Origin of the sequence: Anaerocolumna chitinilytica (genome assembly GCF_014218355.1) — a bacterium.
Classification (GTDB): Bacteria; Bacillota; Clostridia; order Lachnospirales; family Lachnospiraceae; genus Anaerocolumna; species Anaerocolumna chitinilytica.
The window spans coordinates 1,637,915-1,655,957 of sequence record NZ_AP023368.1 but is presented as its reverse complement, the minus strand read 5'-3'; the positions used below and the strand labels follow the sequence as shown (position 1 = coordinate 1,655,957).

15 protein-coding genes are annotated in these 18,043 nt (G+C 30.1%); 1 reads left to right on the top strand and 14 read right to left on the bottom strand.

Annotated elements, in window-relative coordinates:
• Positions 1–197 precede the first annotated feature (197 nt).
• The 14 genes from bsdcttw_RS07125 to bsdcttw_RS07060 form a co-directional block, all read right to left on the bottom strand.
• Positions 198–2,924, bottom strand: a complete 2,727-nt coding sequence (locus bsdcttw_RS07125; RefSeq protein ID WP_185258687.1) for a right-handed parallel beta-helix repeat-containing protein — start codon at positions 2,922–2,924, stop codon at positions 198–200.
• A gap of 493 nt (positions 2,925–3,417) precedes the next feature.
• Positions 3,418–4,395, bottom strand: a complete 978-nt coding sequence (locus bsdcttw_RS07120; protein ID WP_185258686.1) for a dipeptidase — start codon at positions 4,393–4,395, stop codon at positions 3,418–3,420.
• Positions 4,396–4,563: 168 nt separating this feature from the next.
• Positions 4,564–5,454 (bottom strand): C40 family peptidase, encoded by an 891-nt coding sequence (locus bsdcttw_RS07115; RefSeq protein WP_207726507.1) that lies wholly within the window; start codon positions 5,452–5,454, stop codon positions 4,564–4,566.
• 183 nt (positions 5,455–5,637) lie between these two features.
• Entirely contained in the window at positions 5,638–7,965 is a 2,328-nt protein-coding gene (locus tag bsdcttw_RS07110; RefSeq protein WP_207726506.1) for an ABC transporter permease, read from the bottom strand.
• Between the two features lie 30 nt (positions 7,966–7,995).
• Positions 7,996–8,745, bottom strand: a complete 750-nt coding sequence (locus bsdcttw_RS07105; protein WP_185258683.1) for an ABC transporter ATP-binding protein — start codon at positions 8,743–8,745, stop codon at positions 7,996–7,998.
• 33 nt (positions 8,746–8,778) lie between these two features.
• Positions 8,779–10,602 carry an ABC transporter ATP-binding protein gene (locus bsdcttw_RS07100; RefSeq protein WP_185258682.1) on the bottom strand — a complete coding sequence of 608 codons (1,824 nt, stop codon included), beginning with the start codon at positions 10,600–10,602 and terminating at the stop codon, positions 8,779–8,781.
• Positions 10,592–11,059, bottom strand: coding sequence for a hypothetical protein (locus bsdcttw_RS07095; protein WP_185258681.1), 468 nt, complete (start codon positions 11,057–11,059; stop codon positions 10,592–10,594). The genes bsdcttw_RS07100 and bsdcttw_RS07095 overlap by 11 nt, the downstream gene beginning before the upstream one ends.
• A gap of 12 nt (positions 11,060–11,071) precedes the next feature.
• Entirely contained in the window at positions 11,072–11,569 is a 498-nt protein-coding gene (locus bsdcttw_RS07090) for a MauE/DoxX family redox-associated membrane protein (protein WP_185258680.1), read from the bottom strand.
• A gap of 176 nt (positions 11,570–11,745) precedes the next feature.
• A complete protein-coding gene (locus tag bsdcttw_RS07085; RefSeq protein WP_185258679.1) occupies positions 11,746–12,150 on the bottom strand; it encodes a hypothetical protein in 405 nt (134 codons plus the stop codon).
• Between the two features lie 19 nt (positions 12,151–12,169).
• Positions 12,170–12,544: a hypothetical protein gene (locus tag bsdcttw_RS07080; protein WP_207726505.1), complete on the bottom strand. Its 375-nt coding sequence runs from the start codon at positions 12,542–12,544 to the stop codon at positions 12,170–12,172.
• Positions 12,545–12,890: 346 nt separating this feature from the next.
• Positions 12,891–14,672, bottom strand: coding sequence for an asparagine synthase-related protein (locus bsdcttw_RS07075; protein ID WP_185258677.1), 1,782 nt, complete (start codon positions 14,670–14,672; stop codon positions 12,891–12,893).
• 11 nt (positions 14,673–14,683) lie between these two features.
• Positions 14,684–14,944, bottom strand: coding sequence for a lasso peptide biosynthesis B2 protein (locus bsdcttw_RS25470; protein WP_408626505.1), 261 nt, complete (start codon positions 14,942–14,944; stop codon positions 14,684–14,686).
• A gap of 150 nt (positions 14,945–15,094) precedes the next feature.
• Positions 15,095–15,364: a PqqD family protein gene (locus tag bsdcttw_RS07065; RefSeq protein WP_185258676.1), complete on the bottom strand. Its 270-nt coding sequence runs from the start codon at positions 15,362–15,364 to the stop codon at positions 15,095–15,097.
• Positions 15,324–16,688, bottom strand: a complete 1,365-nt coding sequence (locus bsdcttw_RS07060; RefSeq protein WP_185258675.1) for an aminotransferase class V-fold PLP-dependent enzyme — start codon at positions 16,686–16,688, stop codon at positions 15,324–15,326. The genes bsdcttw_RS07065 and bsdcttw_RS07060 overlap by 41 nt, the downstream gene beginning before the upstream one ends.
• A gap of 679 nt (positions 16,689–17,367) precedes the next feature.
• Between bsdcttw_RS07060 and bsdcttw_RS07055 the strand changes: the two genes are divergently transcribed.
• Positions 17,368–17,934 carry a hydrolase gene (locus tag bsdcttw_RS07055; RefSeq protein WP_185258674.1) on the top strand — a complete coding sequence of 189 codons (567 nt, stop codon included), beginning with the start codon at positions 17,368–17,370 and terminating at the stop codon, positions 17,932–17,934.
• Positions 17,935–18,043 lie beyond the last annotated feature (109 nt).

Here is an 18,043-nt window from a genome sequence, read left to right as displayed (position 1 = left end):
ACCTGTTTATTTTGTACTGTTTTTTTGTACTGTTTTATTTTCTATTGTTTTATTTTCTATTGTTTATTTTGTACTGCATTGAATTGTACTGCATTGAATTGGAACATTGTATTAACAGCGATAACACTTTCATCAGAGAACTAAAAAGACTGCAGTCAATTGATCTGCAGTCCCATAATTTTGAATCCATTAAGTTTTTATTGAATTAAATTCGTCATGTCATTGATGTTTTCTATAATTTCGTCATACACATCCGCCTTATCCTGAACCTCATTTAGCTTCTCCAGCGTATTCAGAAGGCTATCTGTTTTATTCGATTTTCCATCCGAGTATGCAATACTGCCCTGATACTCCATCCAGACAGCTTTACAGATTGTAATACCCGCATCCAGAATATATTCTAACTGCCCCTTGTTGATTATCATCGGTTCCATTATTCTGGCTTTTACCATAAACACCTTCATCTCAAGCAAAGCCATCTTATACTGGCCTCTATCCAGGTACTCCATAACAGCATTCAGATTCTTAATTAGTGGATTTTTAAGATTGTCTTTGATATCCAGATTATATACATAATCCCTTAAAGTATCTGTTTGTACTTTGGCAGACAATTCCCTGGGTCCATAATCCTCCATGCTGTGGTTTTTAAAAAACGGCATTTGCTCAAATAAGGGAAGCCCGTCCTGCAGCTCATAATTTCCGCTTGTATATCCGACAAATCCCGGATCTATGGTCGTAACTATATTGTTTGTACCAAGCATAAGTTCTTTTGCACCTCTGGCACCGCTTGATAAGGGGGTTCCGTTAATCAGGCTCAGAGGGAACTTAAGATTCACAGTCAGATTCTCATCAAATACATTTGTTGCTACCGCTGCATAGAATTCCTGGTCAAAAGTCAAAAGTTCCGGATACTTGGCAGCATAAACAGGCTTTGCGGCATAGGTTCTGACAAGTTCCAGTCTTCTGTTGGTTTCCGGATCTGCTGTGTTCCATGTCATGTCAGGTTTATAGTTGTCAAATCCCCAATAGGTAGCTGAACAGTCTAAAAACAAATTACCCTTTACCATATTACGTGTTCCCTGAGCTCTCACCGCAACAACATTATTCGCTCTGTCGGAGCCGATATTGGCAAAGATATTATTGTAGAGCTGAAGCCCATGGCCATTATTGTCCGTTCTGATTCCGCAGACGTTAAACTGCTTGGTATATTCACCTACCGGATAAATTCCCATGTTGTAGATATAGTTATTCCGGAACACGGATCCCCTCTGCTGAGGACTGATTTCATTACGCGTATAGATAGCATCCATATCCAGACATTCTTTTACCGCATCGTGAATTTTATTGTATTCAAAAATATGGTCATTTCCGCCAAAGTTCAGAATACAATGGGGACCGTCATAGATATCATTGTATGCAACCCTGCACCCGACTCCCTGTAAAGCTATTGCCGGGTTATATGCCCTGTGCTGATAACCAATTCTATGAATGGTATTACTGATTATCGTATTCTCACTGGAGGTAAGGGTTTCATAATCTCCTCCCGACAAAAATATTCCTGTTCCGCCGATATTCTTTATCTCATTATTCTCTAATTTAATCTTTGTTCCTCTGAATATAAGACCACCTTGTCCAAAATTGCGGATCTGGCAGTTTCGGAAGGCAATTCCTTCCACGCCCGCTCCGTCATCCAAAAAGCCATCCCAAATATGACCGGGAAATACCTGAGCTTCCGGATAATTTGCGGGATTGGCAAGCTTGAGATAATTCGTAGACGCAGGATCAAAGATCAGCGGATTCGTGACATTATTTTTAATCAGGAACTCGCCATAGGTCATCATTTTATAATCCTTCGTGGTTCCCAAAGCCGCATAGCCTCTTCCGCCTTCGATGGTCATATTGGTTACTTCTATATTTTTCGCTCCATTAAAGTAAAATATGGGTTTTCCTATGGTGGACAGCTCTATGTTATATTTTTTTGTATTAAAATCCTGGGGAGGAAGATAGTAAAGTTTGCCGGCATCTCTGTCAATATAATATTCACCGCTCTGGTCTATCTCTTCCAAAAGATTTTCCGCAAAATACCATCCGTTGGTATAATAGGTCTTTATCTTTCCTTCTCTTAGCTTGATCTTTTTCTCAACGGTATCTATTTTCTGAATCGGGTAATAATTATTTTCATAATTAATAGATAACGTACCGCATATCCATGCATCCTTGGCATTCGCCCAGTAATTTGGCCGGTCATTGTCATATTTAAAAGCCAGCTCGTCCGGTAAAAGATTTTTATTATTTACCGGAATTGTCCCTGTATTCGGATAGCGTGCAAGGGTCTGATTCTCCCCGTCTACGATCAGTTCTGAGGCCATATATTGTCCCTTGTTAAAGTAATGATAACCTCTTGTGTTTAGTACACCGTACTCCGTAATACCATGTTTTCTCAGATCTGCGACTACTACATTAGCAGCAGCGGACTGATCAATTATGGGGGTTTTCTCCTCCTCGCTTATAGGACGAAACCAGCTTTGTTCTATGGGCTTGGCTCCGGATAACCTGACATTTTCCCCCGGATATGCTGTATATGTAATCTTTCCATCTTCATAGCCTGAATCCTCCGGTCCAAAAACCAGGGAATCATAGATATAATAAGTCCCCTCTCTAAGATATACCTTAGCACCGCCTTCCGGCAGGCTGCCTTCGGCAATCACTGCTCTAACTGCTTCTTTTGCCCTTTGTATTGTCTTAAAGGGAGCCGCTTTACTGCCAGTATTACTATCATTGCCGTTATTATCAACATAAAAACGAATAAAGGCAGCCGAAGTCGACGGCAGTGTAAGGTCACTTGCAGCATATCCGGTCAAACTCATTGATGTCACCAAAAACAATGTAAGTATGATGCCAAAAGCTTTTTTAAACTTTTTCAATTAAATCCCTCCTAAATTTTATTTATTTAATAAAGGACGTCCCATTATTAACCCTCAAATTGAAAAACTTATGGAGAATTCATTCTAATCAGTATTATTTTATTTTCTATGGATAATCAATATTTATTTGCCTGTTATCTTCTATTTTTTAGAACAATAGTACATATGACTTATATTTATTTTATATTATTTCGTGATTTTGTTTACATTTATTTCTCTTATATGTATAAAATTATATATTTTAAACAATTTTTCCACAACAATATATATTTAACTTTATAGGAGTATTTTAACCTGTTAACAGAACATAAAAGAGCAGTCCATCACCCGTTCTTATACTTTCTTTAAGACCCATTCCCAAATTTGCAGATAATACTTATATAGCTGGTCACTGCAAACCTGGCAAGTTCTTTCAGAAAGTATAGAACAGAATACAGACTGCTCTCAGTTAATTTCATCGGTTATTTCAACAATTTTGTAATTTTTTACTTTATTAAAGTAATTCTTTATACACCTTTAATACATTTTTATAGAAGATAGCTTCTATCTCAGTATAGGAAAGTCCTGCTTTTTTCAAGGCTTCTGCAAGAAGGGGCATACAGGAACCATCCCTTAGCTCGGCATGCCCCGGGATGCCATCGAAATCCGAACCCAAGCCGATACATTCGTATCCGCCTACATTTCTAATATGTAATATATGTTTTACAATAGCAGAAATTGTTCCGGCATTTTCATCCTCCCCAAGAAAAACCGGGTAAAAATTCATTCCTGTAACGCCGCCTCTGCTGGCTAACTTATAAATCATGTCATCGGTTAAATTCCTTACATGGGGACAGATGCTTCTGGCATTGGAATGGCTTGCCACAAATGGTTTTGTTGTGTGCTCAAGAACCTGATAAAAGCCTGCGTCTGACAAATGGGATACATCGATAATCATTCCCATACTTTCCATCTCCTGCACAAATTCTACTCCGAAATCTGTTAGTCCGTTTACTGTATTAGGCTTATGCCAATCAACCTTGCCGTCCTGTACAGTAATATTGGGATAACCAATACCATTCTCATGATTCCAGGTTAGTGTCAGCATTCTTACTCCCAATCGGTAGAAGTTCCTCAGATGGGCAAGGCTTCCTCTGGTTACTCCTCCCTCTTCTATGGTTAACATAGCCGACATCTTTCCATTTTTTCTGTTTTCTTCAATATCATTATAACAAAAGACCGGCGCTATCACATCTTCATTCAGTTTCATTTGTCCGTAATAGAGATCAATTAACTCCAAACAATAGAAAAGGGCATCCTCCCGCTCTTTCAGATTGACGAACATCGCAAAATTCTGCAGAAGGTAATCTCCTTTTTTCATCTTCTCTATATCAAGATGCAGTTCACTTTTTGCCAGCGTATCAGCTCTTCCTTCTTTTATTCTTGCAAATAATTCTGATATGGTATCACAATGCATATCTATTATTTTCATCCATTCCTCTTTCCGGGCAGTTATCCCTTTTATTCTTGCATATACTCTATTACACTTATTAAATCATATTATTCAACCTTTTCACATGCTTTCTTTTAAATAATAATTTCTCTCAGATACCGAAAACACTGGAGTATTTACAGAACATGATCATCTATTGATCTATAATTATGAGAATATACTTCCAACCTCTATTAACCGCATAGCAAGGTCCTCCCTGTATAAGGGGTCCTCTGCGTTAAGGCTGTTAATCACCACACCGTCACTGCCCTTTCTGGCTGTAGAGTGAATATACCTATCTTCTCCCAGATACATTGCCACATGTCCGCCAAAAAACAGTAAATCCCCAGGTTTTTTTTGATCCGGCGGTATGGGTTTGATCGGATATCCTTCTTTGATGGAGGCATCACGGTATATCGTTATTCCATTCATTTGATAAGCCATAAAGGTAAGCCCCGAACAATCTAATCCCAGTGGGCTTTTCCCGCCCCAACGATACTGACAACCCATATACGAAAGTGCTGTCTGTATGATATCATACCTCAATTTATCTTCCATTTCCAGTGAATAATCCACTTTATACCTTCCCAATAAACTAATTTTGATATATCCGATTACACCATTCACCAACCTTACCTGTACATATCCTTGCGAATCTGCCTCTCCCAGTACTGAAATTAAGGCACCTCTGCACAGGGTTATCAGAATCTCACCTCTGACGGAGGGAACAGCAACTATATCTGCAAAAGAATTCACTACAACCATTTTATAAGAATCCTCCCATTCCCTTACCTTGCATTCGTCCTGTATCAGATTGCAATTTAACGCGAACCCCTCATAGCCATAATCGGTTCTGATATAACTAAATCCATTTTTCACTTCACTAAGAATAATAACCTTTTCCCCATAGAAATCTTCGTCTGTGAGTTCACCTCTTCTGTCAGGGTCTTTTCTTAAAGGGGCAATGGCTGTATTTATAATAGCGGTATTGTTAATGGCTGTATCCACTTTATATACACTCCTATACATATCTGCTGTTTCATCATATTCCTGCAGCATCTTAATCATTCGCGAAAGTAGTTTACTGTTGAAATTAGGTCCAAACTGCAATATCAATATGGTAAAGATCTATACAGACGAACTTAACGGCTTCATCAGTGTTATACCACTGATGAGGCCGTTGAGAAATTAATTTAGCTTGAACTCAAATTAATCGTACATAAATTTAGTAGGATTCCGATATTATACTTTAACAAAATCACGAATGACCGATTTTCCGCTACTGATCTTATTTACTAAAGGAATAAGAAGTAAACATAGAAATAATAAATAGAGAACTATAACAAATGTTAATCTCCAATCTATAAGAAGAGTTAATATCTTTACTTCTCTATACAAGATTAAAAATAGGAAAGCTGACCCTATAAGAACACCTCCTATTATACCAGCGAACAGGTATAATAATATTTGAATACTAATTATTTTTTTTAATCTTCTTGTTGAAACACCTTGTATTCTTAATATACAATATTCTCTTTTCCTTGATAGAATAATACTTCTGATTGATGTAAACCATCCAAGACCAGCAACAACAACTAATGCTCCTGTTACAACTTCAAACATTGCATACCTTTGATTTATAGCCTTATTACTATTGGCAACCATCTCATTGTAGTTTGACCATACAATATTGGGGTATTTTATTTTTAAGTCCTGTAATAGATTATTTGCTATTTCTAAGTTTCCGGAAATATATATACAATTCATTCCCATCATATCCTGCAAGAAATCATTAAGCTGTATATCTACATAAGCATCTCTATAATATAATTTCTCTCTTGATACTATTGAACTTACCCCCAATTTATGTTTAGTAGGCTTCTCTAGAAAACCTAATCTAAAACCATTCTGATCATATTTATACTTACCAGGTGTTATTACATCAATATAATCCCCAACTTTTACCCCTAGTTTCTTTGCTAACTCTTTGCTTATAATTAATCTGTTTTTATCCTGAATCTTATTTTTTATAATACCTTGTCCTTCCATAGCAGCAAGATCAGCCATTAAATAGGATATTGGCTGCCCCCCTATTGTCATTTTATCACCATTAGTTAAAACAATAGAGACTTTTAAGTCTTTCCCATTCTTCATATTCTCATATATTTGCATAGTTTCTGAATAGCTTAAAAATGAACTGCTTGAAACTACAATATCTGTTAGATATTGATTTTTCAAATAATTACTATTGTTAGCTTTTATAATATTGCTTAAACTGGAACCAACGAAAGAAAGAACAATTATCATCATGATCGTTAAAATAATCGTTATATTTTCTTTCATCTTTGCAGATATCATTTTAATAGCAATATACAAATCTCTATCAATAAACTTTATAAAATGATTTAAATTTTTTCTCTTTATTTTTTGCTTTTTTGTTTTTATTTTCCCTATCTTAGCTATTTCATTTTGTTGAATCGCTACGATAGGTAATACTTTTGCACTTTTTAACATTGAGAATACCAATACAAATAATATTATGACTATAATTAGCACAGTCAGCCCTAAGGAGTATAATAAGTAGAATTTGACTTTACTATCAATAAAATCCATCTTACTAAAAACCTTGCTATAAATAGTTTTATTCATTAAATATGTAATGAAGTAACCCAAAATCCCCGCTAAAACACTTAAAAATATTGCAACATAAGCAAATATTTCAACGATTTGTTTAGGTTTACCTCCAATAGCACGTAATATTGCCATGTCATGGTGATATTTATACAGAAAGCCTCTGAATATGCTAATGAGAAATAGTGAAACAACTATTACCACTGATAAAATTAAAGCTATTATGAAAATAGTAAAAGACTCTATAGATTTTTTATAGAAAGGATCTTTTTCGACTATATTAGGCTTAAGCTCTGAATCTATTCGTAATATTTCATTTGATAATTGATTAATTTCCACTCCTTTCTTTGCTTTTATCATTAAAAAATTAGCTTGTGAACTTTCTCCAGTTAATTTAGCAAGAGTATCTAATGACATTATTGCCATGGCCACTCTAGTATTTGATAATGTGCCATTTTTTATAATTTCTTTAACCTGGATATTAACTCCTGAAATTTTAAAGCTATCACCTGCTTTACATTGTAAAATGTCTGCTAACACAGTATTTATAACTATTACATTATCATTTAATGAGATATTATAATGATATCTGCTCTTCATCATATCATTATCTTCTACACCTAAGGCATACACATTATTACTTTTAATTTTTAGTTGATCACTTGTTCTGCCTTGCGCAGTTTTATTCACTCCATTTATCGTTTTTATATCATTAACAATCTCTTGAGATATATCCTGATAATTTTCATATGTAAGCAGCATATCAAAATCACCATATTCTTTATGTAAATTTTCGGTATAGGATTTATTAATACTAACTGAAAAATTAGCCATTGATAAGATTAGTATTAAAGCAATACATATGCTAACAATACAAGAAAATGTTAGAGTTTTGCTGTTTATTATGAAACGCCTACTTATGTAACTTAAATTTCTCATATATTAATTTACCACACTTTCCAATTCTAATTATCTAGTAACAAGATTGCGAAATAAATTTATAATTTCATCAATATCTGTATCAGTATTATTCGTTTGATATTCATTTTTTAATATCCCATCATGAAAAAACAAGACTCTATCTGCATATGATGCAACCATGGGATCATGGGTAACAATAATAGTACTTTGCTTAAGTTCATTATTCATTTTAATAAATAAACTCATTATGTCTTTTGCTGTATTATAATCTAAGTTACCAGTAGGCTCATCTGCTAATAGTATTTTAGGATTAGTTATGATTGCTCTTGCAATTGCTACTCTTTGTTGTTGCCCTCCTGAAAGTTCACATGGTCTATTGTGTTCTTTTCCGATTAAATCTACCATTTCTAATTTTTCTGTTACCATTTTATGAATTAAGGAATCTTCCACGCCATCTAAAATAAGTGGCAGAGAAATGTTTTCAATAACTGTTAAATCGTTTATCAAATTGAATTGTTGAAATACAAATCCTATATATTTGCTTCGGATTTGCGTCGAATATGGTTCTTTGCAATAGTTTTTCTCATAAATATTATTCAAATATATTTTTCCTTCATCGGGAACATCCAACGCACCAAGTATATGTAATAAAGTACTTTTACCTGAACCACTACTCCCCATTATGGCTAGAATTTCACCTTTATGAAGTGTTAAACTTACATTTTTAAGAGCTTCTATTATCTCATCTCCATTGGCATATTTTTTTGATATACCCTCTACTCTCAATACTTCCGACATTAAATTCTCTCCTTTATTCAGCATTATCGGAACTCAGATAATTTCTTTTAATTCACTATTGTTTACTTGATACTTACTAGCCTGCATAGTATAGAGTGTTTTGTATAACCCATTTTTTATCATCAATTCTTTGTGAGATCCCATTTCAACTATTTTTCCAGCATCCATAACTATTATTTTGTTACAAAATTGTGTAACTCCAAGTCGATGTGATACTATTATACTAGTCTTATCTTTTGCTATATTATTAAATTGCTCGAAAATTTTCACTTCTGAGATAGGGTCAAGAGATGATGTTGGTTCATCAAAAATTATTACTTCTGCATCACTTATCATGGATCTTGCAATTGCAATCTTTTGCCATTCACCACCTGATAACTCAAATCCTCCCTTGTACTGAACGGACAAAACATCATCCAATTTAAAAGATAAATAATCAGATAATCCTGTTTCTTTTATTAACTCCTTTAGTTTAAGGTCATTATGTAATTCATTAATATTTCCAAATGCTATGTTCTCCCTAAGGCTTAAATCATATTTCATAAAATCCTGCATAATACAAGAAAACTTTTTATAATAACTATGTTTATTATATGTGTTATTTAAATCATTATTATTTACGATTATTTTACCTTCATAATTAGTATATAATCCCATTATAATATTTATTAATGTTGTTTTTCCTGATCCGTTATAACCTACTATTGCAATCTTATCTCCTTTATTTATTTCAAAAGAAATATTTTCTAATGCATATTTTTCTGCTTGCGGATATTTAAACTTAATATTTTCTAATTTAATAGAAAGGATTTCATCAATATCAATTTTGGTGTTAATAATTGGTGGTTCCTCAAAATCTTCATTTATAACTTCTAGTAAAGCATCTAAATAAATTCCCATTTCATACAGTGTTCCACTATTCTCTGATATAGAAGCTAAAGAAGATTGGAATAATGTCATTGCTGTTAATAATGATACATAATCTCCGATTGTAATACTAGAATATGAAATTAAACTTATTAAATATATCGATACTAAAGATATACATAATTGAATTACGAATTTCCCAATAAATGACATATAATTTTCTTTAATTAATATATCCATTTCCTTTTTTCTTAATTTATTTTTCTGATTACGCCATACATCTAATAAATACTTTGAAATATTAAAAATACGTATTTCTTTTATTGCATTTTTTTTAGTAAATAAGTAAGAAAGATATTGATTTTTCCTTGCATATTCTAAAATACTTGTACGAATTTTATATCTATATTTTTTAATAACAATTATTCCAATCCCACTTGGTATAGATGATAAAAGAAGTGATAACGGTAAATACCAGCTTATTGAGAATAATACCAAGAAAACTGATAATAAAGATACAATACTTGACATAATTCCTATTACTAATTTTATTATATCAAAGCTATTCATTTGTATAGCCTGACTTGCCATTAGTATTTTATTGTAAATATTATTAGATTCAAATTTTTCAATAGGATATTTCAAAATTGTATTATAAAGCTTCTCTTCCATTATACTAGATAATAAAGATTTAGAGTTTTGATATAAATACTCGGATAAACTAGTTATTATTTCTAATAATACATTTACTGCTGCCATTATTATTAAAATAATTATAGCACTTTTAAAATAATTATCTTTATATGCTGTAATATGGGATATATTATTAATTAATTTTTTATTCATAATTACATTTATTGAAGGTATTATACCAATAAATATAGATAGTAAAATCCATACATAAGTTGATACTCTATTATTATTTATCATTATTTTTAAAATATTATAACTACCTGAATTTACTTTTTTACCCCAAAAATTAATTTTCATTTTCAATCAACTCCCTGATATAACCATATGAAGCAATTCCTTTATTCTTGACAATATCTCCTTTTAATTTTAAAACTAAAGGAAATAAAGTTATTTTCAATGTTTCTTTAATTGTCTTTTCAGGTAATACATATAAATTACAGATATTATATTTTTCTTTTATTTCTTTTATTATATCGTCTGAACCATATGTAACATATTTAATATTTTCTTGTTCTAAGCCTCTATAAGTAATTTCTTTAATAACCTCTCGACAAGTTGTACATTTTGTATCAAAGAAAAATAGTATTGAATTATCATAATTAATATTATCCTTAATAATATTAGGTATACTTTGATTAATTTGAGGTCCAATAAAGTTTAAGGATTTTTTCCGACTAATATATATAACTATATAATTTGTCATAAACTGACTCAGAAAAATAAATACTAAAATACAAAACAACTCAATATTCATAGTTGCCACCTCCTATTCTACACTTTCAATAGTACTTCTAATCATTAATCCATTTATCACCATGCTTAAACTTATAAATAATATATACATAAAATTAAGGTTATTAAAGATAAAAATGTTATATTTTAATGCAGCTATAGAGCCAAAAAGTATAATTAACCAATATGAATAATGTATAAGTCCTCCTAATCCTAATTTTGACTTAATTAATTTTCCATAACAACAACATTCTTTACTTTCACCACCTTTATATGTTTTTAAATTTAGCGCAATAAAAAACAGTAAATATCCTAATATAAAACAATAGCTTATCATATTGTTATACAAAATTAAGATGATGCTTTGACTTATTTCAAACAATGGCATAAGTATTGAAATGGCAGGTGCTATTTTTTCTGGGAAAACATTAAGTTTGAAGATAGTGTTTTTTGTATATTTAAAGTACGCAATTTTAAGTCCACCTGATAAAAACAGCGAAATTGCTAGTGATAAATCAAAAATATTATTCATAAGTTATTTATATGATATATTCATTTGCATATAATCATATTTTCCTTTCTTTAATTTTTAATTTATAATATATTTGGAGATATGAGTTTTATATTTAAATCTAGACTAGTTTAAGGGGATATCTACATTGAGGGGGGGTTGATTTGTTTTTAGTTCCTAAAATTTATATTAACCTTTTATATTATTAATAGTAAAATAAATATATATATGATTCCAATATTATATAGTATAGGTAATAGACTAACTTCATGTGGCAAATTAACTATGTAACATGAACAAGTATTAGCCATTTTTTTATTGTAATTATTAATCATAGAATATAAATAAATTATTTGATTAACAATTCCTAAAATACAAATTAAAGTAATAATTTCATTAAAAAACATTCCTAAAATAATACTCATTTCTAAAGTTAATAAAAATAATGCTATTTTTTTGTGATTTTTTTCACCAAAATTTATATAATAATCTGTAATCGCTAAATAATACGGAACTATATCTCTCAGTTTTCCTCTTAAATTTTTAGCAAAAATGATTACTATAATAATTCGTAAAAAAATTTGTAGTAATATTATTAACATTCCTTTAACCCCTAAATTATTAATTATGTGGATCTATAAGCTCATAATATCCGTTTTTACCATTACTTATTATTACTGGGAGCATATTAATATTATATTCACAAATAAAATTAGGTTTATATTTTTCTGCATTTTTGTACTCCTCAACATTTATAAGTAATCCTTTTAGTTTATCATCTCCATAATATTTCAATAACTTCATAAATAGTTCAATCTCAAATTTTTGCATTTCAGATATCATAACGAAATAATTCATATCTTCTTCTAAAACAATTTGTAAATTTTCAACATTAATCATATTCTTCATAACATTAATTCTTAAAGAAAGTTTCTTATAATTATAAGTAGTAAAAATAATGCATATTGTGAATATAAATAAAACATAAATTATCATATTTTTCTCCATATATATAAAAGTACTACAGAAAGCCCTTTCTTTTTTATTTAATTAGGTTTAATAATAAACTAACAATCGCTAGATCCGTTACATCTACTTTCCATTCTACAACCCCTTGTATATGTTGTTGTACAAATATTATTAATGCAGCTTTCATCAATATCAAAAAATTTAACATATACACTTTGTAAGTAAGAGCCTGTCTTATCAAGCGTTAAATTTTCCAACCCAAATCCACAATTACCTTTTATTACATTTTTTGAATTTCCATACTTTGCTATATAAGGTGTTACAAATTTCATTATTAAAAATCCCTAACTTTCTGTAGTAACTTTTATTCAATTTAATAAAAAACTATTTCTCCATAAATATTCTGAATTTTATTCAACCATAATTCTAAAGTTATTAAAATGAAAATATTATCATTAAATGTTTGTCCAGATCTGAATTCTAATAACAACTGAATCCATTCTTCTTTAGATAATTTCACAAAGTTTAACTTCGTAATAATTCCTTCTTTTAAGATATTAAATATCTCTCCCCAATTTTCTCTAAGACCTTTTTGACTCAATTCAACATGCTGAGTCTTATTAATTTTATCCATAATTTCAGGAGGAATATCTTTTCTAAAAGCCTCTCTTAATATGTATTTAGGTGTTCCATTATGTAAACGCATATTTCCTGGTAAGTAGTACAAGTATTCTACTATTTTTCGGTTTACAAATGGATGTATACATTCAATTTGGTATCTTGGTGCCAATTCCAAATCTCCAAAATTTCTAGTTATAGATGATATAATTTGAATAATTATATCTTTACCATTAAATTTTTTTGCATTTTTTATTTTTTCATGAAATGCTTTACTTATCTTATAATCAATCTCGGGAATATATAAATTATCCATTTTAGCTTTTACAAGATATTGTTTGACTACAAACCAAAAACTTACATTTTGACTAAAAGCAAAAGTATTTATAGCTTTTATAATATTAAAACCATTTTTTAAACTTAAATTATCTAATAAATATAAGATTGTTCCAGTTAGTATATGATCTGAAAAAAAACCATCAACCATATAATTTTTTCCATCAATTAAAGCTTTTTCAAATAACTCTTCAGAAAATTTTTTGTTTAATATATTAATATGTGGCTCCGATGTATAAAAAAAGCTATTTGGAAAACCTTCTAACAATCCGCTTTGGTCACTATATACATATTTAATTTTATCATCTACTTTATACATTTCTGCTAATTTTTCTATATACTTTCTCTCATCACAACTTTTAACCTCATCAAATACTGCACTGTAAGCTACTATTTTTTTGGGGGCTAAAATGGAAAATAAAACTGATGAATCTACACCACCACTTAAAGCTAAACTTGTTTTATCTATATCCCTTATCATTGTATATGTGCTTTGGTATAACAAATTTTTAAATTCATCTAACATATTAAATTCATATTTACCTGGATTAGAATTTTCTAAATTCCAATAAATCAGTTTTTGCAAATTTTTATTTAAATAATTATATGTTATTAGTTCAGACATTCTAACCCGATAGATATTCTCATAAGGTGTTTCTTCAAAATCACATATACCATTATACTGAAGAAAATTTGATAAGTAGCGTTTACTAATTCTTGTTTCATTATAAAAATCATTTAATAGAAAAAGATTATTTGATAAAGCTATACCCTCATTATTTATATAATAAAATAATTGTTTTAAACCAAATTGATCCCTGATAAGTTTAATTTCATTTTTATTATTATCTATGATTAGAAATGAAAATCTACCATATAGATAATCTAAAAATTTATCTCCATATTTTTTGTAAAGAATTTTTAGAATTGTAGTTTCTGATTTTTCCTCGATTTGTTCTTTTTGTAGTATTTCCTCGATATTATCTAATTCAATATCACCAATTATTATTATATCTTCCTCCTCATCAATATTAATTTTCTTACTATTATTTGTTAAAAACTCTGTGTAGTAAAATTTATCATTATAATATATGTTAGTAATACCATTACTTTTTTTTTCATAATATGATTCCAGTTTGCTACTTATATCTAATTTATATTTTATATTGTTCAAAGAAAAATAACTAAAAAACCATTTCATCTTCCACTCCTTTATATTAAATTATCAGAATCGAAAATTATTGTATATCTAATAATATTTTCATTTAATTCAAAAACTGCTTTATCTCCTTGTTTCCACACTAACCAAGCATGTGAACAAAAGGGGAATTTTTGTACCCCAATAACAATTTTAACAGGTAATCTAAATTTTCTTCTTAATATCCTATACTGCAATATAGCTTTATGTAAACATTTAGCTTTGCCAGGATATATAAGACATATTCTGTCAACGATTCTAATTTCATTAACAATTTTTCTCTTAATTATTTCTAATTCAGACTTATTATATTGTCTTAATTTTAACTGTTCATATTTACAACATTCACTTTCGATAAGTTCTTTAAAACTTTTTTTTTAATTCTTTGATCAATAATACTTATTTGAATAAAGTAACTTATAGCCTTAAATGTTTTCATCTATTTCTATCAGCCTTTCTTTATTTAAGTCATTAATTAACTGGTATATGCTTTCAATTAATTCTGTTTCATTCTCATATTCATAGTTTCCTTTTACTTTTTCCACCAGTTCATTTACTGAACTACAATTATCAATATGTTCCCATATAAAATATGACGTATCTTGTAATCCATAAAATTCACCAGTAATAATATTAAACAAAACTACTTCATCATTAAGATAGCTTTCTTCTATTCCCTTTGCTTTCTTTATCATACTCCTCCATACCATCCGCTATTTTACGAATTGAATCACATATATAATATATTTCATCATCCAAAACAAATGGCGATAATGAAACTCTAATCCACCCTTTTTTATTAATTTTTTCTTCATTTTTTATTATATTTTGGCATATAATGTTCGATTCTTCTGATGATATATTTAATAAATGATGACCATATATGCTTGCACAACAACAACCTCCCCGTACTTGAATTCCATATTTCTGATCTAGTATTTTAACTCCTTCAATATATGATACATTAATAAAATTAAACGAAATTATTGGAAGTCTATTTTCTATATTACTGTCATATATTACAATATTTCTAATTTTTTTCATTTCACTTAACATCTTTTTTGTAATATCTATTTCTCTAGATACAATATTATCCACACCAATCTTTTCCTTTAGCTTGATTGCTAATCCTGCTTTAATTACTGGTAGTATTGGTGGTGTTCCTGCCTCTTCTCTTTCTTCAATGTTATCTTTATACAATATCTCCCCCCAAGGATTAATCCATTTAACAGTTCCACCTCCTACTTGTGTTGGAACCTTTAATTTATATAAATCTTTTGAGATAATTAATATACCTGGGCCTCCAACACCTCCAACAAATTTATGGGTTGAAAAAACTAATGCATCGATTCTCAATTTTTCAATGTTTAATACGTCATATGGAGCAATGGTAGTATAATCTACACAAACAATTCCACTGAATAATTTCATTAAATTACATAGGGGGAGTAAATCCACTTTAACTCCATTAACATTAGAACATGCACAAAAAAAACCAATAAGAACATTTTCATTTTTAAAATATTTCTTCAATTTAATCTCCATATCATTTAAATCAATTTGACCATTTTCCTTTAGTTTTAATATAACGCAATTTATATTGTTATTTTTCCATGTAATAAAATTAGAATTATGTTCATATGGAGTTAGAAAAATGATTATATTTTTAGAATTTTTATATTGATTTATTAATATCATTTGTAATCTGTTTATTGCAGAAGTCATCCCATGTCCACAAGCAATAACCGCATAATTATCATTTGCTCCAAAATGTATTCGTATAATATTTTTTGACTGATTATATGCTAGTTCTGTTTTATAAGATATATAATTTCCTTCTGAATGAAAATTGCTGTATAATGGTCCATAATTATCTATAATTTCCATTTCTATATCATGATATAATCTTCCACTTGCTGCCCAATCTGCATATATAATTTTTTTCCCATATTCATTAAATTGAGGTTTATAGCCGTCACCAATAATGTTCATTTTAAATTTATCAAAGTAATTTTTCATCTTTCCCCCATATTTAAGCCTATTATTGAAAACTATTATTAATATTTTTTATATTTGCTTTTTCTCACTTCCTTTTGTAATAACTCATAATTCTATTTATATTTTGGGTTTATTTACTTTATAATACAAATAATACCAAAAACTATTATATTAGTCAATGGACATATATGTCCATTGACTAATATAATAGTTCTAATACTGTTAATGGTGCATGAACAGTTTCATCTGAATCTTTTTTATCAAAGTCTCTATTTATTCTGTGACAGAAGATGTGGTTGGTTAAAGGTATACTAATCTGATAAGTAGAAGGATTCATTCTCTTGTATTAAACATTGGAGAATGAAATTTCAAATAGCCCTTCTTGGCAAATGTTACATCATAAAGCATCGTAACGATCACAAACTCAAACAAATTAATATAATAGTTACTTTCAGAAAATTTCTGATTCCATTCGTTTTGTATTGAAAAGCTGCATATGACTAATGGAATTCACAACTCAGAACAAGAAAATGAACGGCGAAAATATAATCGTTCTTTTAAAGATATTCCTAACTTAATATTATACTGTACTGTAACTTCCCTTAACATTTATATGGAAAGTCATTTGACAATTATATCCACCGGTGTTATATTCGTTAGTATATTTATACATAGATTGTACTTACCGAAAGGAGAACTTATGAGTTATATACCTACACCGGAACAAGCTTATGAAATCTTAAAAGATTACAATAAGGACGACTTTCATTTGAAGCACGGCAGGATTGTAGCCGGCGTGATGGAGTATTTCGCCAAAGAATATGACCCTGAAAACACCGCTTACTGGAAGAGTGTCGGCATGCTCCATGATCTGGATTTTGAACTTTATCCAAACGAGCATTGCATAAAATCACAGGAAATTATGAAGGAACTTACTATAGACGAGAGTATCATACATGCTACCGCAAGCCATGGATATCTGCTCACTGTAGATATAAAGCCTGAACATTATATGGAAAAGGTTCTATATGCAGTGGACGAGCTCACCGGACTTATCGGTGCCGTAGCACTTATGAGACCTTCAAGAAGTGTTTCCGACCTGGAAGTTAAGTCCGTTATGAAGAAATATAAGACTGCAAATTTTGCTGCCGGCTGCAGCCGCGAGGTAATCAACCGAGGAGCGGAAATGATGGAAATAGAGCTGACAGAATTAATTGATAAAACCATACTTGCTATGAGGAGCTTAATTCCTGAAATGGATATATAGTGCTTAGTGAAAACTAAAATATTTATCAAACCACACACTAATAAAGCAGGGAAGTCATTATCCCTAACAGCTCTCTGTTGGATAATACTTCCCTGCTTTTTGTATATCT

Excerpts from the sequence above, each read along its gene's own strand:
- bsdcttw_RS07120 (WP_185258686.1), bottom strand. The coding sequence starts at position 4,395 with ATGAAAATAATAGATATGCATTGTGATACCATATCAGAATTATTTGCA.
- bsdcttw_RS07115 (WP_207726507.1), bottom strand. The coding sequence starts at position 5,454 with ATGCTGCAGGAATATGATGAAACAGCAGATATGTATAGGAGTGTATAT.
- bsdcttw_RS07110 (WP_207726506.1), bottom strand. The coding sequence starts at position 7,965 with ATGAGAAATTTAAGTTACATAAGTAGGCGTTTCATAATAAACAGCAAA.
- bsdcttw_RS07105 (WP_185258683.1), bottom strand. The coding sequence starts at position 8,745 with ATGTCGGAAGTATTGAGAGTAGAGGGTATATCAAAAAAATATGCCAAT.
- bsdcttw_RS07100 (WP_185258682.1), bottom strand. The coding sequence starts at position 10,602 with ATGAAAATTAATTTTTGGGGTAAAAAAGTAAATTCAGGTAGTTATAAT.
- bsdcttw_RS07095 (WP_185258681.1), bottom strand. The coding sequence starts at position 11,059 with ATGAATATTGAGTTGTTTTGTATTTTAGTATTTATTTTTCTGAGTCAG.
- bsdcttw_RS07090 (WP_185258680.1), bottom strand. The coding sequence starts at position 11,569 with ATGAATAATATTTTTGATTTATCACTAGCAATTTCGCTGTTTTTATCA.
- bsdcttw_RS07085 (WP_185258679.1), bottom strand. The coding sequence starts at position 12,150 with ATGTTAATAATATTACTACAAATTTTTTTACGAATTATTATAGTAATC.
- bsdcttw_RS07080 (WP_207726505.1), bottom strand. The coding sequence starts at position 12,544 with ATGATAATTTATGTTTTATTTATATTCACAATATGCATTATTTTTACT.
- bsdcttw_RS07075 (WP_185258677.1), bottom strand. The coding sequence starts at position 14,672 with ATGAAATGGTTTTTTAGTTATTTTTCTTTGAACAATATAAAATATAAA.
- bsdcttw_RS07065 (WP_185258676.1), bottom strand. The coding sequence starts at position 15,364 with ATGATAAAGAAAGCAAAGGGAATAGAAGAAAGCTATCTTAATGATGAA.
- bsdcttw_RS07060 (WP_185258675.1), bottom strand. The coding sequence starts at position 16,688 with ATGAAAAATTACTTTGATAAATTTAAAATGAACATTATTGGTGACGGC.
- bsdcttw_RS07055 (WP_185258674.1), top strand. The coding sequence starts at position 17,368 with ATGAGTTATATACCTACACCGGAACAAGCTTATGAAATCTTAAAAGAT.